Origin of the sequence: Pseudomonas sp. TWR2-1-1 (assembly GCF_049897045.1) — a bacterium.
Classification (GTDB): domain Bacteria; phylum Pseudomonadota; class Gammaproteobacteria; order Pseudomonadales; family Pseudomonadaceae; genus Aquipseudomonas; species Aquipseudomonas versuta.
Genome location: NZ_JAFCVM010000001.1, coordinates 76119 through 100970, shown reverse-complemented (window position 1 = coordinate 100970; position 24852 = coordinate 76119). Strand labels below are relative to the sequence as shown.

The 24852-nt window shown below is 57.5% G+C and carries 16 protein-coding genes; 8 read left to right on the top strand and 8 right to left on the bottom strand.

Annotation, left to right across the window (positions count from 1 at the left end; genetic code table 11):
* Window positions 1-9 precede the first annotated feature (9 nt).
* The gene (locus ACP7BO_RS00515) at window positions 10-1896 is read right to left on the bottom strand and encodes a sigma-54-dependent Fis family transcriptional regulator (protein ID WP_426208073.1); all 1887 of its coding nucleotides are present in this window, start codon (window positions 1894-1896) and stop codon (window positions 10-12) included.
* A gap of 347 nt (window positions 1897-2243) precedes the next feature.
* Here ACP7BO_RS00515 and exaC point away from each other — a divergent pair, with 347 nt between their 5' ends.
* The 7 genes from exaC (at window position 2244) to ppa (ending at window position 10005) form a co-directional block, all read left to right on the top strand.
* Window positions 2244-3764, top strand: coding sequence for an acetaldehyde dehydrogenase ExaC (gene exaC / locus ACP7BO_RS00510; RefSeq protein ID WP_060696799.1), 1521 nt, complete (start codon window positions 2244-2246; stop codon window positions 3762-3764).
* 143 nt (window positions 3765-3907) lie between these two features.
* Window positions 3908-5356 (top strand): ethanolamine permease, encoded by a 1449-nt coding sequence (eat, locus tag ACP7BO_RS00505; protein ID WP_060696798.1) that lies wholly within the window; start codon window positions 3908-3910, stop codon window positions 5354-5356.
* A 52-nt stretch (window positions 5357-5408) separates the two neighbouring features.
* Complete coding sequence (locus ACP7BO_RS00500) at window positions 5409-6809, top strand: ethanolamine ammonia-lyase subunit EutB (RefSeq protein ID WP_426208070.1); 1401 nt, start codon at window positions 5409-5411, stop codon at window positions 6807-6809.
* 2 nt (window positions 6810-6811) lie between these two features.
* Window positions 6812-7621, top strand: a complete 810-nt coding sequence (gene eutC / locus ACP7BO_RS00495; RefSeq protein WP_060696796.1) for an ethanolamine ammonia-lyase subunit EutC — start codon at window positions 6812-6814, stop codon at window positions 7619-7621.
* Between the two features lie 259 nt (window positions 7622-7880).
* Window positions 7881-8528, top strand: a complete 648-nt coding sequence (locus ACP7BO_RS00490) for a DedA family protein (protein WP_426208068.1) — start codon at window positions 7881-7883, stop codon at window positions 8526-8528.
* Window positions 8529-8542: 14 nt separating this feature from the next.
* On the top strand, window positions 8543-9364 hold the full coding sequence (locus ACP7BO_RS00485) for a zinc-dependent peptidase (RefSeq protein WP_060696794.1): 822 nt from the start codon (window positions 8543-8545) through the stop codon (window positions 9362-9364).
* A gap of 113 nt (window positions 9365-9477) precedes the next feature.
* Entirely contained in the window at window positions 9478-10005 is a 528-nt protein-coding gene (ppa, locus tag ACP7BO_RS00480) for an inorganic diphosphatase (protein ID WP_003444254.1), read from the top strand.
* Between the two features lie 777 nt (window positions 10006-10782).
* Here ppa and ACP7BO_RS00475 read toward each other — a convergent pair.
* From ACP7BO_RS00475 to ACP7BO_RS00450, 6 genes are all read right to left on the bottom strand, one after another.
* A complete protein-coding gene (locus ACP7BO_RS00475) occupies window positions 10783-12156 on the bottom strand; it encodes an N-6 DNA methylase (protein ID WP_426208065.1) in 1374 nt (457 codons plus the stop codon).
* Window positions 12153-12737 carry a restriction endonuclease subunit S gene (locus tag ACP7BO_RS00470; protein WP_426208063.1) on the bottom strand — a complete coding sequence of 195 codons (585 nt, stop codon included), beginning with the start codon at window positions 12735-12737 and terminating at the stop codon, window positions 12153-12155. Before ACP7BO_RS00470 ends, ACP7BO_RS00475 begins: the two co-directional genes overlap by 4 nt.
* Before the next feature lie 621 nt (window positions 12738-13358).
* Complete coding sequence (locus ACP7BO_RS00465) at window positions 13359-16481, bottom strand: type I restriction endonuclease subunit R (protein ID WP_426208061.1); 3123 nt, start codon at window positions 16479-16481, stop codon at window positions 13359-13361.
* Entirely contained in the window at window positions 16481-17530 is a 1050-nt protein-coding gene (locus ACP7BO_RS00460) for a PDDEXK nuclease domain-containing protein (RefSeq protein WP_426208059.1), read from the bottom strand. The genes ACP7BO_RS00465 and ACP7BO_RS00460 overlap by 1 nt, the downstream gene beginning before the upstream one ends.
* Window positions 17527-18807 (bottom strand): restriction endonuclease subunit S, encoded by a 1281-nt coding sequence (locus ACP7BO_RS00455; protein WP_426208057.1) that lies wholly within the window; start codon window positions 18805-18807, stop codon window positions 17527-17529. The genes ACP7BO_RS00460 and ACP7BO_RS00455 overlap by 4 nt, the downstream gene beginning before the upstream one ends.
* Window positions 18797-20530, bottom strand: coding sequence for a type I restriction-modification system subunit M (locus tag ACP7BO_RS00450; RefSeq protein WP_426208055.1), 1734 nt, complete (start codon window positions 20528-20530; stop codon window positions 18797-18799). The genes ACP7BO_RS00455 and ACP7BO_RS00450 overlap by 11 nt, the downstream gene beginning before the upstream one ends.
* A gap of 546 nt (window positions 20531-21076) precedes the next feature.
* Between ACP7BO_RS00450 and ACP7BO_RS00445 the strand changes: the two genes are divergently transcribed.
* Entirely contained in the window at window positions 21077-21427 is a 351-nt protein-coding gene (locus tag ACP7BO_RS00445) for a DUF6124 family protein (protein ID WP_426208053.1), read from the top strand.
* A gap of 851 nt (window positions 21428-22278) precedes the next feature.
* On the opposite strand, the gene ACP7BO_RS00440 is transcribed toward ACP7BO_RS00445, so the two are convergent.
* A complete protein-coding gene (locus ACP7BO_RS00440; protein WP_426208051.1) occupies window positions 22279-24795 on the bottom strand; it encodes a heavy metal translocating P-type ATPase in 2517 nt (838 codons plus the stop codon).
* Window positions 24796-24852 lie beyond the last annotated feature (57 nt).

Here is a 24852-nt window from a genome sequence, read left to right as displayed (position 1 = left end):
CCCAAGAAGCTATCGTTCTATCCCGTGCTTGCGCAGCTTTCTATACAGCGTATTGCGGCTAACACCCAACTGCACGGCCGCGTGGCTCATGTGCCAACGGTGCATTTCCAGTACCTCGAGCAGCGCCAGTTTTTCAGCGTTTTCCAATGGCTGCCCGCAGGGGACCGGGGCTTTGCCTGGCGCCTGGCGAATGACGACCGGCAGATCATCAAATTCGATCACCTGCTCTTCACACAATGCCGCCAGGGTACGCAGCACGTTACGCAGCTGGCGCACGTTGCCCGGCCACGGGAACTCCAGCAGCGCCTGACGTGCCGCAGGGCTGATGAGCAACCCTTGCTGTGGCGCCTCTTCGGCCAGCAAAAAATCGAGCAGTTGCGACTTGTCACTGCGATCGCGCAACGCCGGCAAACCGATTTCCAGACCATTGAGGCGGTAATACAGGTCTTCGCGAAAACTGCCGTCAGCCACCCGCTCCTGCAAGTTGCGATGCGTAGCACTGATGATGCGCACATTGACCGCCACCGGCTCGCCACCGATCGGCACCACCAGGCGATCTTCGAGCACCCGCAACAAACGGGTTTGCAGCACCAGCGGCATATCGCCAATCTCGTCCAGAAACAGCGTGCCGCCATCGGCCTGCTGCAGCTTGCCCTGCATCCCCTCTTTGCGCGCCCCGGTAAAGCTGCCACCGCGATAGCCAAACAGCTCACTCTCGATCAGGCTTTCAGGGATAGACGCGCAATTGAGTGCGACGAACGGTTTGCCATGACGCAAGCTGGCCTGATGCACAGCCTTGGCAAAGGCCTCTTTACCCGAGCCGGTTTCGCCATTGATCAATAACGGCACATCACGCTCGAACACCCGCAGCGCGCGACGAAAATCGGTCTGCAGGGCCTCATCCCCCAAGCAAATTCCGCTCAAGCGCGCCGCCACGGGCTCGACCTGCGGCTTGACCGCGCACGGCACGCTGCGCGGCAGACCACGCACCGCAGCAAACAGCCGGCGACCATCGCGGGTACGCAGCGGCCAACTGGTGCCGGCCAGGGTGCTGGCACGGGCGAACAGTTCATCGCGCGGGCAATCGAATACGCTGTCGACGGTCTGCCCGAGCAATCCGCCTCGCACGTGGCCCAGCAAATTCAAGGCGCTTTGATTCACCGCACAGATAACTCCGTCGCCATCGAACGCCAGCATGCCTTCACTGAACAGCCCCACCGACTCGGCCTGCAGGTGAAAACGCAGCAGCCACTGGTGTTCGAAGTGCCGCAGAAAATAGCTGTTTTCGATAATCCGAGCCGAGAGATTGACCAGCGCCATGGTGTGAAACTGGCTCTGGCGCGAGACTTCATGCCGCGCCGAAGAGACGTCCAGCACCGCCAGCAACTCGCCCTGAGGGTCAAATACCGGGCTGGCCGAACAAGTCAGCCCGGTGTGACGGCCACGAAAATGTTCGTCCTGATGAATGGTCAAAGCCTGGCGCTCTACCACACAGGTGCCAATTCCGTTGGTGCCCTCGCGCGCCTCGCTCCAGTCAGCCCCCAGCCACAGCCCGGCCCGCTCAAACACTTTGCGTTCGGTCGCCGCCGTTACACAGTTGAGGATGACCCCGCGGGCATCGGTCAGCAGGACCGCGTGCCCGGCCCCCGAGAGCTGCTGATGCAGGCTGTTCATTTCGTGCCCGGCAATTTGCAGCACCTGCTGCAAACGCTCGCGCCCTTCAAGAATGCGGCCGTGTTCCAGCACTGTCGGGGCAATGGTCTGTGCGGGATCGAGGTGGTAGTCCTCCAGGCAACGTTGCCAGGAGCGAACGATAGAAGGGTCACACCCCTGAGGGCGACCCTGGGTCACATCCAGAACTTGCCGGGCGTGCCGGCTCAAATCATTACTGTGCATTCTTATTATTCTCCGCGCTGTATCGGCGGTCTCATGTCCGGCAGGGGCACATTTACCCTCTTCGCCAACATGGATCCAGGTTCAGACCGAGCGCCCAGCATCTGCTTGCCCGCGAGCCTTTGCAATCGCCAACTGACTCGCCGGTCATCAACTGCTCCGGTTTTGGTACAAAGTGTCACTGCAACTGTATCGACCCTGTGACACCCCCTGCCGGCGCCATACCCTTAATCAGCATAAAAACCCCGGCCCAGAGCCATCCAGACAATATGGCCCGGCCCTTGCTCTGACTTAGGGCAACGCCACAGCGCGTCCTCCCATAAGCACAATAAAGCCAGGAGACACTCCCCATGCGTTACGCACAACCCGGTACTGAAGGCTCTGTCGTCTCGTTCAAGAGCCGCTACGGCAACTACATTGGCGGCGAATTCGTGGCGCCCGTCAAAGGCCAGTACTTCACCAATACCTCGCCTGTGAACGGCAAGCCCATCGCCGAATTCCCGCGCTCGACTGCAGAAGATATCGAAAAAGCCCTGGATGCCGCCCATGCCGCTGCTGACGCCTGGGGCGCGACCTCGGTGCAGGCCCGCTCGCTGGTGCTGCTCAAAATTGCCGATCGCATCGAACAAAACCTCGAACTGCTGGCCGTGACCGAAACCTGGGACAACGGCAAAGCAGTGCGCGAAACCCTGAACGCCGACGTTCCGCTGGCAGCTGACCATTTCCGTTACTACGCCGGTTGCATCCGCGCGCAAGAAGGCAGCGCGGCAGAAATCGACGGCAACACCGTGGCCTATCACATCCACGAACCGCTGGGCGTGGTCGGGCAGATCATTCCGTGGAACTTCCCGCTGCTGATGGCCGCCTGGAAACTCGCACCGGCCCTGGCTGCGGGTAACTGCATCGTGCTTAAACCTGCCGAGCAAACCCCGCTGAGCATCACCGTATTCATGGAGTTGATCGGTGACCTGCTGCCGCCCGGCGTACTGAACGTGGTGCAAGGTTTCGGCAAGGAAGCAGGCGAAGCCCTGGCCACCAGCAAGCGCATCGCCAAAATCGCTTTCACCGGTTCGACACCCGTGGGCTCGCACATCATGAAATGTGCCGCCGAGAACATCATTCCTTCCACCGTTGAACTGGGCGGCAAATCGCCAAACATCTTCTTCGCCGACATCATGCAGGCTGAACCGGCCTTTATTGAAAAGGCGGCCGAAGGCCTGGTGCTGGCATTCTTCAACCAGGGTGAGGTGTGCACCTGCCCTTCCCGCGCGCTGATTCAGGAGTCGATCTACGACGACTTCATGAAAGTGGTGATGAAGAAGGTCGAGTCGATCAAACGTGGCGACCCGCTGGACACCGACACCATGGTCGGCGCCCAGGCCTCCGAGCAGCAATTCGACAAGATCCTGTCTTACCTTGAAATCGCCAAGGCTGAAGGCGCCGAACTGCTGACCGGCGGCCAGGTGGCCAAGCTCGAGGGCGACCTGGCAACCGGCTATTACATCCAGCCGACGCTGCTCAAGGGCACCAACAAAATGCGCGTGTTCCAGGAAGAAATCTTTGGCCCGGTGGTCAGCATCACCACCTTCAAGGACGAAGCCGAAGCACTGGCGATTGCCAACGACACCGAGTTCGGCCTGGGTGCCGGTTTGTGGACCCGCGACATCAACCGCGCCTACCGCATGGGCCGCGCCATCAAGGCCGGTCGCGTCTGGACCAACTGCTACCACCTGTACCCGGCCCATGCCGCGTTCGGGGGCTACAAAAAGTCCGGTGTTGGCCGTGAAACCCACAAAATGATGCTCGACCACTACCAGCAGACTAAAAACCTGCTGGTGAGCTACGACATCAACCCGCTGGGCTTCTTCTAACCCCCCTGCCCCTGTAGGAGCGAACTTGCTCGCGAGCAAGCTCGCTCCTACAGATCAGACCGCTCTAAACCGGCCCTCATGGCCCAGCTCTTGCTTTGCTCCCTGTCATATTTTCCAAACTATAAAAGAACAGGTGCACTCACATGCCTAGCGAACCCATTGGCGCTTCGGCGTCAGCTTCCTCCGTCGACTTTGAAAAAGTCGGCTCCGAATACTTTCAACAACGCGAGCTGAAAAAAGGCGCTGCCGGCTGGGTCCTGCTGGTGGGCCTGGGTGTGGCTTACGTCATCTCCGGCGACTACGCCGGCTGGAACTTTGGCCTGGCCCAGGGCGGCTGGGGCGGGATGTTTATCGCCACCTTGCTGATGGCCACCATGTACCTGTGCATGTGCTTTTCGCTGGCCGAACTGTCGTCGATGATTCCTACAGCCGGTGGTGGCTATGGCTTTGCCCGAAGCGCCTTCGGCCCGTGGGGCGGGTTCCTGACCGGCACCGCGATCCTGATTGAATACGCCATAGCACCGGCCGCGATTGCCGTATTTATCGGTGCTTATTGCCAATCGCTGTTCGGGATTGGTGGCTGGATGATCTATCTGGCGTTCTACATCATCTTCATCGGCATCCACATTTTCGGCGTGGGTGAAGCCCTTAAACTGATGTTCGTCATCACCGCCGTGGCCGCGATTGCCCTGGGCGTGTTTCTGGTTTCTATGGTGCCGCACTTCAGCGTCGCCAACCTGCTGGATATCCCGGTCACAGAAGCCAAAGGCGCCAGCGCCTTCCTGCCATTCGGCTACGTTGGCGTGTGGGCCGCGATCCCTTACGCGATCTGGTTCTTCCTCGCCGTCGAAGGCGTACCGCTGGCCGCCGAAGAAACCAAAAACCCCAAGCGCGACCTGCCTCGCGGCCTGATCGGCGCCATGCTGGTACTCGTCACCTTTGCCCTGCTGATTCTGGTCATCGGCCCTGGTGCCGCGGGCGCACACCATTTAATGGCCTCGGGCAACCCGCTGGTTGAAGCGCTGAGCAAGGCCTATGGCGGCTCAACCTGGATGGGCGGGTTCGTTAACCTGGTCGGCCTGGCCGGCTTGATCGCCAGTTTCTTTTCGATCATTTACGCCTACTCGCGTCAGATCTTCGCCCTGTCCCGTGCAGGGTATTTGCCGCGCAAACTGTCAGAAACCAACAAAAGCAAAGCACCGGTACTGGCGCTGATCATCCCCGGCATCATCGGTTTCGGCCTGTCGCTGACCGGGCAAGGGGACTTGCTGATTCTGGTGGCCGTGTTTGGCGCGACCATTTCCTACGTGTTGATGATGGCCGCGCACATCACCCTGCGTATTCGTCGCCCCAAAATGGAGCGTCCGTACCGCACTCCGGGCGGAATCTTCACTTCAGGCATCGCTTTGGTGCTCGCTTGCGTCGCGGTCGTGGCCGGCTTCCTGGTCGACCCGCGCGTGGTGATTGGCGCTGCCGTGATCTATGGCGTATTAATTGCGTACTTCGCTTTTTACAGTCGGCACCACTTGGTGGCCGGTACGCCTGAAGAGGAATTCGCGGCGATTCAAAAAGCCGAGCAAGCCTTGCACTAGTCGCTGAGAAACCCGCCAGACGCACTGCGTCTGGCGTTAAGGAGCACCCTGAATGGCAACTTTTTCTCACGCGGTAGGCACCCAGACTTACCGTTTTGACAGCCTCAAAGACCTCATGGCCAAAGCCAGCCCGGCGCGTTCCGGGGATTTTCTGGCCGGTGTCGCCGCACAGAACGATGGTGAACGGGTCGCTGCGCAAATGGCGCTGGCTGACGTCCCGCTCGCCTGGTTCCTGCAGGAAGCGCTGATTCCCTACGAGTCCGATGAAGTCACCCGGCTGATTATCGACACCCATGACCCGCTCGCCTTCGCTGCTGTCAGCCATCTGACAGTGGGCGGTTTTCGTGACTGGCTGCTCAGCGACGCCGCCGACGAGCAGAGCCTGCGCGCCCTGGCGCCGGGCCTGACCCCGGAAATGGCCGCTGCGGTGTCGAAAATCATGCGCGTGCAGGACCTGATTCTGGTGGCGCAGAAGATCCGCGTGGTCACCCGTTTTCGCGGCACCATGGGCCTGCGCGGGCGACTTTCGACCCGTCTGCAACCCAACCACCCCACCGACGATCCGGCCGGGATTGCCGCCAGTATTCTCGACGGCCTGCTGTACGGCAACGGCGACGCCATGATCGGTATCAACCCGGCCACCGACAGCATCGCGTCCATCTGCGACCTGCTGAACATGCTCGACGCCATCATCCAGCGTTATGAGATCCCGACCCAGTCCTGCGTGCTGACCCATGTCACCACCTCGATTGAAGCGATCAACCGTGGCGTACCGCTGGATCTGGTGTTCCAGTCGATTGCCGGTACTGAAGCCGCCAACGCCAGCTTCGGGATCAATCTGAATGTATTGCAGGAAGGGTATGACGCAGGCTTGAGCCTCAACCGCGGGACCCTGGGCAACAACCTGATGTATTTCGAAACCGGCCAGGGCAGCGCGCTGTCGGCCAACGCGCATTTCGGCGTCGACCAGCAAACCTGCGAAACCCGCGCCTATGCAGTGGCGCGGCATTTCAAGCCGTTTCTGGTCAACACCGTGGTCGGTTTTATCGGCCCCGAGTACCTGTACAACGGCAAGCAGATCATCCGTGCCGGGCTTGAAGATCACTTCTGCGGCAAGCTGCTCGGGGTGCCGATGGGATGCGACATCTGCTACACCAACCACGCCGAAGCCGATCAGGACGACATGGACAACCTGCTGACCCTGCTGGGTGTGGCCGGGATCAACTTCATCATGGGCATTCCGGGCTCGGACGACATCATGCTCAACTATCAGACCACCTCGTTCCATGACGCGCTGTATGCGCGAAAAACCCTGGGCCTCAAACCAGCCCCCGAGTTTGAGCAGTGGTTGAGCAAGATCGGGATATTTACCCAGACCGATGGCCGGATCGAGTTCGGGCATCAACTGCCGCCGGCATTTCGCCAGGCACTGGCTCATCTGGGAGGACGCTGAGCATGGCCACTACCCCCACAGACAACCTCAACCCCTGGCTGGAACTGCGCCGCCTGACCCCGGCGCGCATTGCCCTGGGACGTACCGGCACCAGCATGCCCACCGGGGCCCAGCTGGATTTTCAGTTTGCCCACGCCCAAGCCCGGGATGCGGTGCATTTGCCGTTTGATCACGCGGGTTTAAGCAGCCAGCTTGCCGAACGCGGACAGCAAACGCTGCTGCTGCACAGCGCCGCCATTGATCGCCACAGCTATCTGCAACGGCCGGATCTGGGGCGCAAGCTTAACGATGACTCGGCGCAACAATTGCGCGACTACGCCCTGGCTCATCCTGGCGGGATCGATGTCGCCATCGTGGTTGCCGACGGGCTGTCGGCGCTGGCGGTTCATCGTCACACCCTGCCCTTTCTGGCCCGCATGCAGGAGCAAACGGCCACTGAAGGCTGGAGCCTGTCACCGGTAATTCTGGTGGAACAAGGACGGGTAGCGGTCGCGGATGAAATCGGCGAGCTGCTGGGTGCAAAAATGGTGGTCATGCTAATCGGTGAACGCCCCGGCCTCAGTTCTCCTGACAGCCTGGGCCTGTATTTCACCTACGCGCCAAAGATTGGTCTGACCGACGCGTATCGCAACTGCATCTCTAACGTGCGGCTCGAAGGGTTGAGCTACGGCATGGCCGCTCATCGGCTGGCCTACTTGATGCGCGAAGCCTGTCGTCGGCAATTGTCGGGGGTGAACCTGAAAGACGAAGCACAGGTACAAACCATTGAATCAGAGGCTCCCAGCGAAAATTTCCTGCTCAAGGGTGAATAAACACGGGGCCATGACTCTGTAGGAGCGGGCTTGCTCGCGAGCTGTGTGCTTCGCGAGGCAAGCTCGCTCCTACGGTTGATTAGCCAGCCGCTGCGGCTCAATACACGCCTCGCTACAAACTCCACCAACAAGACTCGCCTCAATCCGTATAATCCGCTTTTTTAAGAAATGTACGAAAAAACTACATCCGTTGTAGTTAAATACCTTTCCCTTTCCCGCACGGACCTGCAGAGCCGGGTCATCAACACAGGTGCTTTACATGGATTTCAACCCGATCGACATTATCCTGCACCTCGATGTGTACCTGGACATGCTGGTAAGAGATTACGGAGTGTGGATCTACGCCATCCTGTTTTTGGTGATCTTCTGTGAAACCGGCCTGGTGGTCATGCCGTTCCTGCCGGGTGATTCGCTGCTCTTTATTGCCGGCGCGGTCGCTGCAGGCGGCGGCATGGACCCGGTACTGCTGGGTGGCCTGCTGATGGTGGCGGCAATCCTGGGCGACAGCACCAACTACGTCATAGGACGAACGGCCGGCGAGCGATTGTTCAGTAACCCGGACTCGAAAATCTTCCGCCGCGATTACCTGGAAAAAACCCACGATTTCTACGAACGTCATGGCGGCAAAACCGTGACCATGGCGCGGTTCCTGCCAATCTTCCGCACCTTTGCCCCCTTCGTTGCCGGCGTGGCACACATGTTCTACCCGCGCTTCCTGATGTTCAGCGTTTTCGGCACCATCCTCTGGGTCGGCGGCCTGGTGACGCTGGGCTACTTCTTCGGCAACGTGCCCTTCATCAAGTCCAATCTGTCCTTGCTGGTAGTCGGCATTATCCTGCTGTCTCTGGTACCGATGATCATTGGTGTGATCCGCAGCCGCATGGGCCGCAGCCCTTCCAAAGCCTGACCGGGACACGCCCCATGTGGTCTCTGAGTGAATGGCGGCGCCAGCGAATTCTGGCGCAACACCCGGTTGCGGCGCACGTGTGGCATGACGTGCGCCAGCACCTGAGTATTCTCGACGGGCTGGACGACGCGCAGGACAAATGGCTGCGCGAACACAGCGTGTTGTTTCTGCAAGACAAACACCTGACCCCCATGCCCGGGGTTGAACTCACCGATGAAGGCCGCCTGTTACTGGCCGCCCAGGCACAGCTGCCGCTGCTCAACCTGGGCGAACTGGACTGGTATCAGGGTTTCCACGAAATCGTGCTGTACCCCGATGACTTCATCAGCCCCCAGCGTCACCGCGACTCCAGCGGCGTCGAGCACGAATGGCAAGGCACCCACAGCGGCGAGGCCTGGGAACATGGCCCCGTGGTACTGGCCTGGCCCGGCGTACTGGCCAGCGGCAGGTGGGAAGGCTACAACCTGGTGATTCACGAACTGGCGCACAAGCTCGACATGCTCAATGGTGCCGCCAATGGCATGCCGCCCCTGCACAGCAGCATGCACGTGAGCGAATGGACACAGGCCATGCAACACGCCTACGACCACCTCAATCACTACCTCGACCACCACGCCCCCGACCACGCCCCCATTGACCCGTATGCGGCCGAAAACCCGGCAGAGTTCTTCGCGGTCACCAGCGAGTACTTCTTCAGCGCCCCTGACCTGCTGACCCACGCCTATCCCAAGGTGTACCAGCAGCTCAGCCTGTTCTACCGGCAGGACCCGCTGACCCGGCTGCAAACGTTACAGAGCGGGCACCCCGAGTACCGAGAGCCAGTGAACCGGGCGTGAGGCACCACTAAACCGGCCAGACGTGACGGCGTATGCGGAATACGCCTATAATCGCCGCCACTTTTTGGCCAAACCGGCCAAGTAAACTGGCCTATACACGGGGGCACCGCCCAATGAGCTACAGCAAGATTCCGGCTGGCAAAGACCTGCCGAATGACATCTACGTCGCCATCGAGATTCCGGCGAACCACGCGCCGATCAAATATGAAATCGACAAAGACAGCGACTGCCTGTTCGTTGACCGCTTCATGGCCACCCCGATGTTCTACCCGGCCAACTACGGCTTCATCCCGAACACCCTGGCTGACGACGGTGACCCCCTCGACGTGCTGGTTGTTACCCCTTACCCGGTAGCACCAGGCTCGGTAATCCGTGCCCGCCCGGTTGGCATCCTGCACATGACCGACGACGGCGGTGGCGATGCCAAAGTCGTTGCAGTCCCTCACGACAAGCTGTCCCAGCTGTACGTTGACGTGAAAGAGTACACCGACCTGCCACCTCTGCTGATTCAGCAAATCCAGCACTTCTTCGAGAACTACAAAGATCTCGAAAAAGGCAAATGGGTGAAGATCGAAGGTTGGGGCGATGCAGAAGCCGCCCGCACCGAGATCATGAAGTCGGTAGCGGCCTACAAAGGCTAAGTGATGCCGGTCCTGTCTTAAGGCAGGCTTGAATCACACAAAAACCTCGGTTCGCCGAGGTTTTTTTATGTCCGAAGATTGAGCTGTTTTCGCTGGGAAACGACATTGAATCCCCGTATGATTCGCGCCACATAAGCACCGCGCCCCGCATCGAGCAGGCCGGACCGCAGGCAAGGCAGCAATAAGCCGCCACGCCCCACCCCTGACTATCAGGGCCTGGATGTCTAAATTGAAGGCGAGTACGGCTTACCAAAAATAAGCCAAACCCGCCCCCGAGAAGCCGGCCACAAGCCGGCTTTTTAATTGTCCAGAATAATCCTGCCGCGTTCGAACCCCTTACTGATGGTTTAGCCGCTTCCGCAGCTTCAGGCACTCTTCTGTTCGATGGTGTTTACGCCAGCTTTAGAGGCTTAATGAAAACGAACGCCTATTAAACCGAGAATGCGCACCATGTAGAGGTGTTAGCTGACCGCACAGCAGCGTGTATTTCTCGTTGAATGGATACTCGAGGCTACCAATTTCGTACTCAAGCATAATCACGGCTTCATTGATGCCGGCCGTTCGCTTGACCTTAGCTACTCGACACTTAAACTTTGAGTGAGTCAACTTCAGCAGAAGTCCCCCTCTTATGGATTACATGTTAGCCCAGAAGAAAAATAATACATCCGCTATTATTTAACACATCGCTACGACTGGACACATGCTCACAAATTTAAAGGCGGTCAAGCGCCCGTTAAAACCGAAAAAGACATATTTTTCTTCCGGATTTATTGACCGCTATATTTCGTAATCAGCCAACAATTCGCCGAACTCCCTTTGCAACTCGACCAAGTTAACCTCGAGCTCTCTTTGTCTTTTAATAAGTTCAGAAAGCGATTTCTCTTGCGCTTGCCGGGAAAGAATATATCTTGAAAGATTTAAATTATAGTTATTAGCCGCTAGCTCATCAATCGTTACAAGCCTTGAGACCCCTTCGACCTCATCGAGCTTTTTATATATTTGAAGAGCTGCACCGAATAAAGGCTTGAGCGGAACGTGCAAATCAGCCCCCATATTTTTTTCCGCTGCAGCTGAGTCGATTAATAAAATAGGCTTATCAGCGAACTCTGGCTTTCTTAATACGAGGATAGCCGTTGGAATCCCAGTGCTTTTTAGCACTCCTCCGGGAATAGAAATTACGGCTTCAATTATTCCTGCCTGTATGATTTCTTTTCTGATACCCCCTTCTATCCCACCTCGAAAAAGTACCCCGTTGGAAATGAGCACAGCACCTCGACCACCTGGCTTAAGGGACTTTATAATCATTTGCAAAAAAGCAAAATCCGCATTATTGGCCGGGGGGGGGCCAAAATCAAAATATGAGCAGGTAGCACTTCTATCGTAACTGTCTGTAGCGAGCGAAAAGGGGGGATTTGCAAGTATTATGTCGTAAGCAGAAACATCTAAATCTTGGAGGGAATCCGCTGTACGTATATCGCTATCAAAAATCCCATGCACTATGCAATTCATTCTTGCAATTCGCGCAGCAGACAAATTTATCTCTCTCCCATGTATTTTAAGTGGCGCATGATTTGTAGAATTCAACGCTTTGGTATTTGCCAAAACTAAGAAGCCACCAGATCCGCACACAGGGTCGTATACACTTTCGCCGCCTATTGGCTCGACGATCTCCACCATCATTTCCACTAGCTCACGAGGCGTGTAGGACTCCCCAGCCCTCGTTCCGTGTGTTTCTGAAAAGCTCTGAATAATTTCTTCAAAGCAATCACCTGCGATAGCAGAAAATCCGCTATTTGACACTATTGTATGCAGTTGAATGCATGCATGTCTAAAGGCGGTAGCATTTTTTTTCCCTGCACGAGCTATTAAATGCTTTATAGTTTCACAAAGACCTAGCTCATCCTTAAAAATTGTGTCGACCTGTTCCGCAGCCAACACAAGCTCAGAAAAAAAACCATCTTCATATGGCGCCAGCATTGGCCCTGAAAACCTTAAATCAATATCTATATCGGGACCGCGGCGATGGGTCGACATAAAAAAAACAAAAAACACACTAATAAAAAAATCCTTATACTCTTGAACATCAAGATTTGTATTCGAGCGAAGCTCCGATATCACAGTACTAATAATTGAGCGATCAAATTTATTCACAAGTCTTCTCTCAAGAGTTTAGTGCAGAAAGCACCTAGGAGCTCTTCACCATTACTGGCTAATGACTCGAGGATTTTTTTTTGAGATATCCAGTTCTTGTATGCCTTGGCTATTTTCAGCTGGATGCATAAGCTTGGCTGAGGGACAGGAAGGTTTGATAAGTCCTTCAAGCTTATACTTGATATAACACTTCCTACTTTAAGACGTGATACTTGGGATCGACCCTCGCTAGAATTAAGATACCAGCACACATAGGCCGCATTAACCCCGTCCATTGGCATACTTAAGATAGCAACCTGATTCGTTGTGATAACAGGTTGCTTATCAGGCAGAGTAAGAAGAACGGCTTCTATTCTATTTCCACGCAAGGGAAATAGAATATCACCAGTGTGTAATGTATTTTTTAATTTACCTGATTCGACCGCAGCAAAAGGAAGATTAGAAAGGTCAACGCCTCCCTCCCGAATATCCTTTATTTGAATTACTTTATATCCATCGATGCGGCTACCGTCCTCAGCCTTACCTCTAAAGGTATGACCTGCGCGGACCTCCATCATTTCGGATAGTTTTTTGATATTCAATGACGTCTACCCACTTTGATTGGTTGTTCCAAGTGGGAGTTTACTCCAATGTACGTCGTAGAGCCCCCTGCGGTACCGGGTACAGTGTGCTCGTAGTAGAAGCTGGAATTCTGTATAAGCCACAACCAGGGTAAAATCATGCCGTAGAGCTTCGCTTTTTTCATTGTGGCCCCTAAAAACATATTAACAGTACCGCCAGTACTGCTTTTGGTCTGGGCCAATATAGCTTCCTTCGTACATCTCGTCAACAGTACCTTCAGTACTGCATCCAACCCCCCAAGTGTGAAGCTGAGATTTTCATATCTAAACCATCTCTTCCCTGCGTCCGCGCTACGCTTGTTATTCGGTTAGTCGCTGGAAAGCCCTCACTGCCCACGCGTTTTTTAGGTCACTACCACCATCTATGAGTACTCGATCAGTGTGTTTCAAAAGATCGTGAAAGGAGAGCCCTTCCTGGCTGATTGGTTCGCAAGAAAGCTCCCGACTCGGTCTCTACTCGTCTTGTAATTTGGATCTAACACGGCAAGAAGGCCTTTAAATTTCAAGCCAACCCACCTGAATTTGTGTAGCGCAGTCCACATCATCCGACGTGGACTGCATTACTCACAACAGGCTTAGCGCTTATAGCCAAGCCTCACACAGCATCTCAGCCTGATTAAGAATCATCTGTGCGGCATCCTCTGCTTGATCAGGCGGATATTTATACTTGCGCAAAATTCGCCGTACCAAGATTCGCAACCTGGCCCTGACACTTTCACGGCTACTCCAATCAACACTGACATTGGCCCGCAAACTGTCGGTCAGTTCATGGGCAATTTTGGCCAGTACTTCATCACCCAGCTCCCGCACCGAAGCTTGGTTGGTGGCCAAGGCATCGTAAAACGCCAGCTCGTCGTCGTTAAGACCCAATGCATCCCCACGCTGACTGGCTGCAGCGAACTTCTTGGCCATTTCAATCAGTTCTTCGATGACCTGGGCGGTTTCGATAGAGCGGTTCTGGTAGCGTTTGATCACATTGGACAGTAGCTCAGAGAACTTTTTCTCTTGGGTCAGGTTGGAGCTGTACCGGCTCTTGATCTCACCCTCCAACAAGCGTTCCAACAGCTCGACCGCGAGGTTCTTCTCGGGCAGGTTGCGCACCTCGGCAAGGAATGCGTCGTCCAGCAGACCGATATTAGGTTTGTCCAAACCGACAGCTTCGAAGATGTCCACCACGTCGCCAGAGACCACGGCATTACCGATGATTTGGCGAATGGCTAATTCACGCTCTTCATCGGTCTTTTTCTGCTGACTGACTTCACGCTTGATCAAGATCACCTTGATCGCCTGGAAGAACGCCACCTCCTCCCGGACGGCCTTGGCTTCATCCAGGGTGCAGCACAGAGTGAAGGCCTTGCTCATGGCCAGTGCGGTGTCAGCGAAACGCTTTTTACCGTCTTCCAACCCCAACACATGGTTGGCCGCCCCGGCCAGTAGCTTGTGTCCGCCGGTAAGGTAATCGCTGTAATCAAAACCATGCAGCAGGCTGCGCAGAACGTCTAGCTTCTCCTCCAACACCGAATAAGCTTCATGGGCATCCACAGTCAGTCGCCCTTTGCCCTTGCTGCCGGTGTACTCCTTGAGCGCGGCTTTCAGCTCATTGGCGATACCGATGTAGTCCACCACCAGACCGCCTTGCTTGTCCTTAAAAACACGGTTAACCCGGGCAATGGCCTGCATCAGGTTATGACCCTTCATTGGCTTGTCCACGTACAGGGTGTGGACACAAGGCGCATCGAAGCCGGTCAACCACATATCACGCACGATCACCAGCTTGAGCGGGTCAAACGGGTCTTTAAAGCGTTTTTCCAGGCGTTTTTTGACCTGCCCAGAATAGATGTGCGGCCGCAGCAAGGCCTTGTCCGAGGCACTGCCGGTCATGACGATCTTGATCGCGCCTTTCTCCGGGTCTTCGTCATGCCATTCCGGGCGTCGAGCGACGATCTCGTTGTACAGGTGCACACAGATCTCGCGGCTCATGGCCACTACCATGGCCTTGCCGGGCATCTGCCCCATGCTCACCAGACCTTGATTACGCGCTTCGAAGTGCGTGACCAAATCGGCGGCCACGCTTTGAATCCGAGGCTCGGCGCCGACGACTTTCTCCAGTGCCGCCCAACGGCTTTTCAGACGCGACTGCTGGTCGTCCTCTTCATCTTCGGCCAGTTCATCGACCTGATCGTCGATCGTCGGCAGTTCGCTGTCTTTCAACGACAGCTTGGCCAGCCGCGATTCGTAATAAATGGCGACGGTCGCGCCATCTTCAGTGGCCTGCTGCATGTCGTAGACGTGAATGTATTCACCGAAGACCGAACGGGTGTCGCGATCCTCACTGGATACCGGGGTGCCAGTAAAGGCCACAAACGTGGCGTTCGGCAGCGCATCGCGCAGATGCTGGGCATAACCGACCTGGTAACGGGCTTGGCCCTCGGCCACCTGAAGTCCCGTTGGCGCTTTGAGCTCAGCATTAAAACCATATTGAGTGCGATGGGCTTCGTCGGCGATGACCACGATGTTTGAGCGCAGGGACAGTACCGGAAAGCTGTCTTCATCAACCCCGGGCATGAACTTCTGGATAGTGGCGAACACAATGCCGCCGCTGGGCCGGTTGGCCAGTTTGGTCCGCAGATCACCCCGCGACTCGACCTGGACAGGCTGCTCGCGCAGCAGGTCCTGGGACAGCGAGAACACCCCGAATAATTGGCCATCCAGGTCGTTGCGATCAGTGATCACCACGATGGTAGGGTTCTCCATCGCCGCTTCTTGCATTACCCGGGCAGCGAAACAGGTCATGGTGATGCTTTTGCCCGAGCCCTGGGTGTGCCAGACCACACCACCCTTGTGCGTACCACCGGGGCGTGAAGCAGTAACCACCTGCTGGATGGCGGCGCGCACAGCGTGGAATTGGTGATAACCGGCGATCTTCTTCACCAGCCGGCCGTCATCCTCAAACAATACGAAGTAACGCAGGTAGTCGAGCAGCATCTGCGGCGCCAACGCACCGCGCACCAAAGTCTGCAGTTCGTTGAATTGACCCAGCGGGTCAAGGTCCTCGCCGTCAATGGTGCGCCAGTTCATAAAGCGCTCGGCATCGGCCGACAACGAACCCATGCGGGCTTCACTGCCGTCGGAAATCACCAGAATTTCGTTGTACTGGAACAGGTCCGGAATCTGCTCCTTGTAGGTCTGGATCTGGTCGAAGGCTTTGCCCAGGTCGGCCTTCACATCGGCCGGGTTTTTCAGCTCCAGCAACACCAGCGGCAGGCCGTTAACGAACAGGATGATGTCCGGACGCCGGGTGTGTTTTGGCCCCTGGATGCTGAACTGATTGATTGCCAGCCAGTCGTTAGCCTTTACTTCGGCCCAGTCGATCAGGCGGACAAAGTCGCCGCGGGTTTCACCGTCTTTTTGGTACTGCACCGGTACGCCGCTGACCAGCAGGCGATGGAACAGGCGGTTGGCCGAGAGCTGTATCGGCAAGCCAAGCTCAAGCACCTGTTTGAGCGCATCTTCGCGTGCGGCCAGTGGCACCTTGGGGTTGAGCTTGGCCATGGCACTGCGCAGGCGCTCGATCAGAACCACCTGCCGGTAGTGCTCGCGCTCAGGGCATTCACCATCATGGGCGACATTCGGCCCATAGAGGTGGGTGTAACCCACCTCTGCCAGCCAGCCGAGAGTTTCCTGTTCCAGTTGATCTTCGGTCATTACACTTCACGTCCTGTGTTCAGTTCATCGGCCAGCTCCGCCTCGATTTCGGCAATGCTCGGCAGATTTCTTCCCAGATTTTCCGGCAAATCGCGCAACAGTTGGTATTCGGCAACGCCTATAGGTTTGTCGATGCCCGACAACGCGTACTCGGCCACCAGGCGGTTTTGCTGTTTACACAGCAGCAGACCGATAGTGGGTTTGTCGTCCTCGGCCTTGATCTGTGCATCCACCGCCGCCAGGTAGAAATTCAACTGGCCGGCGTGTTCAGGTTTGAAGGCTGTCGCCTTGAGTTCCACCACCACATAGCACTTGAGGCGGGTGTGATAGAACAGCAGGTCGATAAAGAACTCATCACCACCGACTTCAAGGCGAAACTGCCGACCGACAAAGGCAAAACCCGCGCCTAACTCCAGCAAGAAACGGGTGATATGGCGGATCAGCCCCTCTTCAATATCGCGCTCGTGGGCATCGTCCCCCAGCCCCAGAAAATCGAACAGGTACGGGTCCTTGAGGGTTTCCTGGGCCAAGGCCGATTCAGCAGCCGGCAGGCGGGTGGCAAAGTTGGTGACCGCCGAGCCCTGGCGCTGCTGCAAGCGGTTCTTGATGCTCTGCTCCAGCGTACTGCGTGACCAGCCATGCAGGACGGTGTGTTGCGCATACCACTGGCGCTCGGCAGGGCTGTCCAGCTTGGTCAGCAGGGTGACCACATGGAACCAGGGCAATTGGTCAGCAGGCTGCTGACCAAATTGGCGATCCGGGCAATGCTGAGCGAAAAAGCGCATGTACTTAAGGTTGCTGGCTGACCAGCCCTTCATGTCTGGAAAAGCATCCTTGAGGTCGCGGGCCAGGCGCTCGATGACTTTCGCGCCCCAACCTTTGGTTTCTTGTCGTTGCTGAATTTCGATACCGATCCGGTGGTACAGCTGAACCAACTCGGCATTGACTGCCAGCGCCGCCCGCTGCCTGGACTGCGTGATGTCGCCTTTAAGCTGAGTCAGCCAGTCGGCGTAACCCTCGGGCAGTGCGGGAGTCGTTGCCTTGCTCATGCGTCAACCTCCTCGACCATGGCCTCCGCTTCCGGTAGGCGGAGTTGGCCAGAGATCAGGCGCGGAAGTAGGGTGTCGCGGAGTTGGGTGAGTGCTCTGAGCCTACGTTCATTATTCTCAATGCCAGCATCCAGCGGGGCGACAAGACCTTCAAATGCCTCAAGTAGTGACTCACCAGGCAGAAAGACTGGAAGCGCTTGAAAGTCCTTTTTGTTGATTGAACCGAACACTGTTCCTTCGCCATCATAAAGTTCAAAATGTGTTTTCAGGCTCCGGACGGAGTAGAACACAAAGCTTTGATGTCCATGCGGATGACGAACACTGGCTACTCCACGACCAAGTGCACAAGGCTCGAGCGCAATGTTCACATCACCCACTGGTGCACGTACACTAACCAATGTGTCACCAGCTTCCGCGAGTCTAGTTGGTGCACTGCAGAAGATACGTTGTGTCGGAAAACGGAATCCGAAATCAGTCCGGCCCTGGTAAAACGACAGCCCTTCACCGCTCTCATTATAAGTATCTCCCGGCGGGGATTGCCCCATGGTTAGAATGAAGGATTGCCCGACGGTTGAGCACTTCCATCCCCTCGGTACCAACCCTATCCCGGATTCTTCAAAGCTGTCAGGAAACAGGGCCGTGGTTGCCGCATCCATGCCTTCTGGCTCAAGCCCTTCCGCCTTGGCACGCACCGGGTCGAAATCGACGAACCAGGATTTGAACAGCGCCTGGGCGATGGCTTCAAGGGTGGCGTTGTTTTCGCGAAGTAGGGAAATTCGGTCGTCGAATAAAGTTAAAAAATCCGCGATTATTATCTGCTCTTGTAATCCCGGTACAGGAAAGGCCAAATCTCGCAAGACCTCTAAGTTTATATTCTCCTGAGCACTACCATACGCCCGCCGTTTGACGCTATCTCGAAAGGCCCTAAAGAGATACTCAACAAAACGCACGTCAGCCTTCTGCGGATCAACAGTAAAGCCGACAACACTATCCGGGAAGCAGGCAGGAAACGTTAGTAGCGCTGTTTCGGCAATATTGGCAGCGATTGTGATGCACAACGTTTTAGAGGGCCAAAGCTTGCTCTGAGCCAAGCCAGCTTCAGAATAAGTTTGCCTATAACTTATTATTCGTCCGCCTGCAGACGTTATATCGCCAGTCTGAATGAATGGGTAGGCTCCACCATACAAGTGCTTAGCGTCACGAGGCCTGTGCTTAGACTTACCTCGATCGAAAGTGCCCAGCGCTGATAGTTTCACAAGTTGCCAATCAGAACTCATATCCAAGTTCTCCCAACTTCACGCGGATTAACTGATCAAGCTCTCGCCCCTTCACTATCTGCTCCTTCAACAAAGCGGTGAGTTTCTGCATCTTCTGCTCAAAGACCTCATCGTCCTCCTCGACAACCTCGGCACCGACATAACGCCCCGGTGTCAGCACATAACCATGCTCAGCGATTTCGGCAAGGGAAACACTGCGGCAGAAACCGGCCACATCGGCGTATTCAGCAATCTCTCCACCCACATCCAGAGGCACCCCGCGCCAATTAGCCACAGTCTGCGCAATACGCTCGATGTCGCTGTCGAGCAGCTCGATCTGCACCCGGCTGACATTCGTACCCATTTTACGGGCGTCGATAAACAACACTTCGCCGGGACGGGCGACTTTTTGCTTGGCGAGGAACCACAGGCAGGCCGGGATCTGGGTGTTGAAAAACAACTGGCCGGGCAGCGCGACCATCACTTCCACCACGTCGGCCTCGACCATCGCCTTACGGATGTCACCTTCGCTGTTCTGGTTGGAACTCATCGAGCCATTAGCCAGGACTATGCCGGCACGGCCGCTAGGCTTGAGGTGAAACAACATGTGCTGCAGCCACGCGTAGTTGGCATTGCCTTGCGGCGGAGTGCCGTAGACCCAGCGCGGGTCGCCTTCGAGGCTGCCGTGCCACCAGTCGCTGATATTGAACGGCGGGTTGGCCAGGACGAAATCGGCGCGCAGATCGCTGTGCTGGTTGCGGATAAAGGTGTCAGCCGGTTCACGGCCGAGGTTGAAGTCGATGCCGCGAATGGCCAGGTTCATCGCGGCCAGACGCCAGGTGGTTGGGTTGGACTCCTGGCCGTAGATCGACACGTCGCCGAGTTTTCCACCGTGGGCTTCGATGAATTTTTCCGACTGCACAAACATTCCGCCAGAACCGCAGCAGGGGTCGTAGACCTTGCCGTGGTGGGGGTTGAGTACCGCAACTAGGGTTTTAACGATACTGGCCGGGGTATAGAACTGCCCGCCCTTCTTGCCCTCGGCGCTGGCGAACTGGCCGAGGAAGTATTCATAGACCTGGCCGAGCAGATCGCGGGCCTGGTTGGCATCACCGCCGAAGCCGATCGTCGAGATCAAGTCGACCAGTTCACCGAGCTTGCCGTCGGGCAGCTGGGCGCGGGCGTATCGCTTGTCGAGGATGTTTTTCAGTGGCGGGTTTTCGGCTTCGATGGCGGCCAGGGCCTCGTCGATGCGTTTGCCGATGTCCACCTGCTTGGCGGCGGCGCGCAGCGACTCCCAGCGCGCCACTTCCGGCACCCAGAACACATTCACTTCTTTGTAGTAGTCGCGCTCTTCCAGCTCACTGGCCAGCAGTTCGGCGTCCTCGCTGCCCAGGTAATAGTCATCGTTGGCATCGGCAAAACGCCGCGTCAGCTCGGTGCGGCGACCGGCGAAGCTGTCGGAGATGTACTTGAGGAAGATCAGGCCTAGAACAATGTGCTTGTACTCGGCGGCGTCCATGTTGGCGCGCATTTTATCCGCGGTCGCCCACAAGGTTTTTTGCAGGTCCTGCAGGGTGCTGCTGGTTGAGGTGGCGCCAGCCTTGCGCCCTGGCTTTTTCTTAAGCGGCTCAACTTCTGCACTAGCAGGGGTTTCGCTCGGCATATAACGGGCGCGGGCCTCGTTAAGCACCTGTTCGGCCAAGCTGCTAGCAGCCTGTTCGGTACCCTTTTGATCCGACATGGAGTGTTCCTGAATTCGGCGCAGATGAATTGCGCGGTAAAAAATAAAGACCCGACCACAAAGGACCGGGCGCAGATAGCCAGCATGATAACGGGTCGTTCGTGTTTCGTCTGACTTGTACCCCTCACGCGACCACAGCGTATTTTGCCAACCCGCTTGCCGCGCATTGCAACAAATCCGTGGACTGCAGCCACAAGCGCTCTACAAGCCGGCAGAATTAGGCATTTTGTAAGACTCTTTACTTTCATTCGTACGAAATTTCCGAGAAAATCCCGCTCGCTTGCGCCTGCTCAAATCGGGGCATAGTCTGGGCCCATCGCTGCAAATCAGCGATCGGGTTTAGTCGCCCGGTTTGTCATCTGGCGCATCAGCGCCACCTTTAGCGAGGCGCTTTTTTTCGGCCTCCGCTTTATGGTGGCCGTGCGCAGGGCGCCCTCGGGCGCACCGGTTTCCAGATGCACCGGTCGACTAACCTGCGTACGGCTGCCACCCACTCGTTTAGTCGCGACAAGTGGCAGCTCCTGTCGATGTATCTGGAGTTGAGCCATGAAGAAGATTGTCCCCGACCCGCCTTCTTTCACCCTGCAAGATACTGCGCCAAGCGATCAACAGTTGCTGGACCGTGCCGCCGCCGATCGCGCCCTCAATTACTACTTCCCCAACCCCAAGCCTGATCGCCCCGTGGTCACGGCCCTGTATGCCATCCCCGACAGCGTCAATTTAGAAGCCGCGCTGGCCCAAGCGTCAGAGCTGTTGCGCTGCGCAGGTGCCACGGCAAGTGAGGCAGGCAATGGCCTGGACGGAGCGGCACGGGATCGGGTGTTGTCGATCGCCTATTTGCTGGAACTGGCCAAAGCCTATGTCGACAAGTCACTGGACGGGGTAACCACCCACTGAAGCAAGCGGGTCAAACCCAACCCCTGTAGGAGCGAGCTTGCTCGCGAGCCACAAGCACTGCGATCTTTGCGACAGCCCCCAGTGCTGCCATCGCTGGCAAGCCAGCTCCCACAGAGAGTCCGCATAGACCCTGCAGGAGCGAGCTTACTCGCGAGCCACAAACACTGCGATCTTTCAGGCAGACCCCAGTACTGCCATCGCTGGCAAGCCAGCTCCCACAGAGAGTCCGCATAGACCCTGTAGGAGCGAGCTTGCTCGCGAGCCACGAACACTGCGATCTTTCAGGCAGACCCCAGTGCTGCCATCGCTGGCAAGCCAGCTCCCACAGAGAGTCCGCATAGACCCTGCAGGAGCGAGCTTGCTCGCGAGCCACAAGCGCTGCGATATTTCAGGCAGACTCCAGTGCTGCCATCGCTGGCAAGCCAGCTCCCACAGAGAGCTCGCATAGACCCTGTAGGAGCGAGCTTGCTCGCGAGCCACAAGCGCTGTGATCTTTCAGGTAGACCTCAGTGCAGCCATCGCTGGCAAGCCAGCTCCCGCAGAGAGCTCGCATAGACCCTGTAGGAGCGAGCTTGCTCGCGAGCCACAAGCGCTGTGATCTTTCAGGCAGACCCCAGTGCAGCCATCGCTGGCAAGCCAGCTCCCACAGAGAGCTCGCATAGACCCTGTAGGAGCGAGCTTGCTCGCGAGCCACAAGCGCTGCGATCTTTCAGGCAGACCCCAGTGCTGCCATCGCTGGCAAGCCAGCTCCCACAGAGAGCTCGCATAGACCCTGCCGGAGCGAGCTTGCTCGCGAGCCACAAGCGCTGCGATCTTTCAGGCAGACCCCAGCCCGCTCTCACAGAAAAGTCCTACACGCCACTCACCGCCATCGGCGCCTTGAAGCCCTTGAGCCGGAGCGCGTTGGCCAGCACGAAGATGCTGGAAAGCGCCATCGCGGCCGCCGCAAAGATCGGTGACAGCAGTGTGCCGTTCAGCGGGTACAACGCTCCCGCCGCGACCGGGATCAACACTGCGTTGTACGCGAACGCCCAGAACAGGTTCTGCTTGATGTTGCGGATCGTCGCCTGACTCAACGCGATGGCATTCGGTACGCCTCGCAGGTCACCTGACATCAGCACCACGTCAGCCGCCTCGATGGCCACATCGGTACCGGTGCCGATGGCCAGCCCCACGTCCGCTTCGGCCAGGGCCGGGGCGTCGTTGATGCCGTCGCCGACAAACGCCACCCGCGCACCATTGACCCGGAATTTCTTCAGCGCCGCGACTTTGCCGTCGGGCAGGACCTCGGCGGCCACCTCGTCAATCCCCAACTGGCGGGCGATGGCATTGGCCGTGGCCGCGTTGTCACCGGTGATCATCGCCACTCTGAGGCCAAGTGCGTGCAGCGCCTTGATCGCCTCGAGGGTGGTTTCCCTGATCGGGTCAGCGACTGCGATCACCGCCGCCAGACGGCCGTCGATAGCGGCATACAGCGGGCTCTTGCCCTGCTCGCCCAAACGCTGAGCCGTCGCGACAAAGCTCGACACATCCAGCCCCAGTTGCGTCATGAAACGGTCGGCACCGACGGACACGGTCCGCCCCGACACCTTGGCCGTCACGCCGAAACCCGGCGTCGCCTCGAAGCGGTCAATGGCATCAATCACCAGGCCACGCTGTTGTGCCGCGCTGACGATGGCTTCGCCGATCGGGTGCTCGGAGCGGGTTTCGACCGCCGCCACCAACCCCAGCACTTCGTCGTAATCAAAACCTTCGCCAGGTACCAGATCGGTCAGTTCCGGGCGGCCCTTGGTCAGGGTGCCGGTCTTGTCGAGGGCGATCACGCTCACGTCACGCAGCGCCTGCAAGGCCTCGCCTTTACGAAACAGCACCCCCAGCTCGGCCGCACGCCCCGTACCGACCATGATCGAGGTGGGCGTGGCCAGCCCCATCGCACACGGGCAGGCAATGATGAGTACCGCCACCGCATTGACCAGAGCAAAGGTCAGCGCCGGCGTAGGCCCGAAGATCAGCCAGATCAGAAAGGTCAACGTGGCCGCCGCCATCACGGCCGGGACAAACCACATGGTGACCTTGTCCACCAGCGCCTGGATCGGCAGCTTGGAACCCTGGGCCTGTTCGACCAGGCGGATGATCTGCGCCAGCACTGTGTTGGCCCCGATCCGGGTCACGCGAAAACTGAATGCCCCGGTCTTGTTGATCGTGCCGCCAATCACTTCAGCGCCAGCAGTTTTATGCACCGGCACCGGTTCCCCGCTGATCATGCTCTCGTCGACATAGGAGGCACCTTCGACAATCTCGCCGTCGAGGGCAATTTTCTCGCCCGGACGCACCAGCACCACATCCCCGGTTGTCACTTGATCGAGGGGCAGTTCAAGGGTTTTACCGTTGCGCTCTACGCGTGCGGTTTTGGCCTGCAGCCCGACCAGACGTTTGATCGCCTGTGAGGTTCGGCCCTTGGCCCGGGCCTCCAGCGAGCGGCCAAGCAAAATAAGGGTGACGATGACCGCGGACGCTTCGAAATATACGTTGGCGGTGCCTTGGGGCAGCACTTGAGGCGCAAAGGTCGCGACAAGCGAATAACCGTAAGCCGCCGAGGTCCCGACTGCCACCAGCGAGTTCATGTCCGGAGCACCGCGCAGCAGTGCCGGAACACCCTTGCGGAAAAAACGCAGCCCCGGTCCGAACAGCACCAGCGTGGCCAGCACGAACTGGATGTACCAGTTGGTCTGCTGACCGATGACTGTCATCACCCAATGATGCATGGCGGGGATCAGGTGCGAGCCCATCTCCAGAATGAACACCGGCAAGCTGAGGATGGCGGCAATCAGCAAGGAGCGCTGCAGCCCCCGGGCCTCGCCCTCGCGCCGCTGGTCGTCCTGCTCACCCGCATCCGGGGTATCGGCGGACACACGGCGGGCCGTGTACCCCGCCCGCTCGACGGCGGCCTCAAGGTCGGCAGCGCAGACAGCCCCGGCCAGATGAACCACCTGCGCGCGCTCGGTGGCCAGATTGACACTGGCCTGACGCACGCCGGGCACCTTCGCCAGCGCCTTCTCGACCCGGCCCACACACGAGGCACAGGTCATGCCTTCGATTGCCAGCTCGGTGGTTTCTTCACGCACTGAGTAGCCCGCGCGCTCGATGGCATCTACCACCGCCTGCAGATCGGCCGCAGCGCTGAAGGTAACATCGGCGCGCTCGGTGGCCAGATTGACCGCGGCCAACTGCACGCCCGGTACCGCCTTGAGCGCACGTTCGACCCGACCGACGCACGAGGCGCACGTCATGCCTTCAACCGGCAGACTCAGACGCGCCCCCACAGCGCCGGATGTTTTGGACTCTGGTTGAAGCGAAACGCTAGCCATTGGCAATTCTCCTTGAAATTGAGTCGATCCTGAAGCTTCCCAGTATGGCAAGGTCAA

Bases quoted from the DNA above. Each gene is read 5' to 3' on its own strand.
- ACP7BO_RS00460 (WP_426208059.1), bottom strand. From the start codon at position 17,530: ATGAGCAAGGCAACGACTCCCGCACTGCCCGAGGGTTACGCCGACTGG.
- ACP7BO_RS00515 (WP_426208073.1), bottom strand. From the start codon at position 1,896: ATGCACAGTAATGATTTGAGCCGGCACGCCCGGCAAGTTCTGGATGTG.
- ACP7BO_RS00445 (WP_426208053.1), top strand. From the start codon at position 21,077: ATGAAGAAGATTGTCCCCGACCCGCCTTCTTTCACCCTGCAAGATACT.
- ACP7BO_RS00465 (WP_426208061.1), bottom strand. From the start codon at position 16,481: ATGACCGAAGATCAACTGGAACAGGAAACTCTCGGCTGGCTGGCAGAG.
- ppa (WP_003444254.1), top strand. From the start codon at position 9,478: ATGAGCTACAGCAAGATTCCGGCTGGCAAAGACCTGCCGAATGACATC.
- ACP7BO_RS00450 (WP_426208055.1), bottom strand. From the start codon at position 20,530: ATGTCGGATCAAAAGGGTACCGAACAGGCTGCTAGCAGCTTGGCCGAA.
- eutC (WP_060696796.1), top strand. From the start codon at position 6,812: ATGGCCACTACCCCCACAGACAACCTCAACCCCTGGCTGGAACTGCGC.
- ACP7BO_RS00490 (WP_426208068.1), top strand. From the start codon at position 7,881: ATGGATTTCAACCCGATCGACATTATCCTGCACCTCGATGTGTACCTG.
- exaC (WP_060696799.1), top strand. From the start codon at position 2,244: ATGCGTTACGCACAACCCGGTACTGAAGGCTCTGTCGTCTCGTTCAAG.
- ACP7BO_RS00485 (WP_060696794.1), top strand. From the start codon at position 8,543: ATGTGGTCTCTGAGTGAATGGCGGCGCCAGCGAATTCTGGCGCAACAC.
- ACP7BO_RS00500 (WP_426208070.1), top strand. From the start codon at position 5,409: ATGGCAACTTTTTCTCACGCGGTAGGCACCCAGACTTACCGTTTTGAC.
- ACP7BO_RS00455 (WP_426208057.1), bottom strand. From the start codon at position 18,807: ATGAGTTCTGATTGGCAACTTGTGAAACTATCAGCGCTGGGCACTTTC.
- ACP7BO_RS00440 (WP_426208051.1), bottom strand. From the start codon at position 24,795: ATGGCTAGCGTTTCGCTTCAACCAGAGTCCAAAACATCCGGCGCTGTG.
- eat (WP_060696798.1), top strand. From the start codon at position 3,908: ATGCCTAGCGAACCCATTGGCGCTTCGGCGTCAGCTTCCTCCGTCGAC.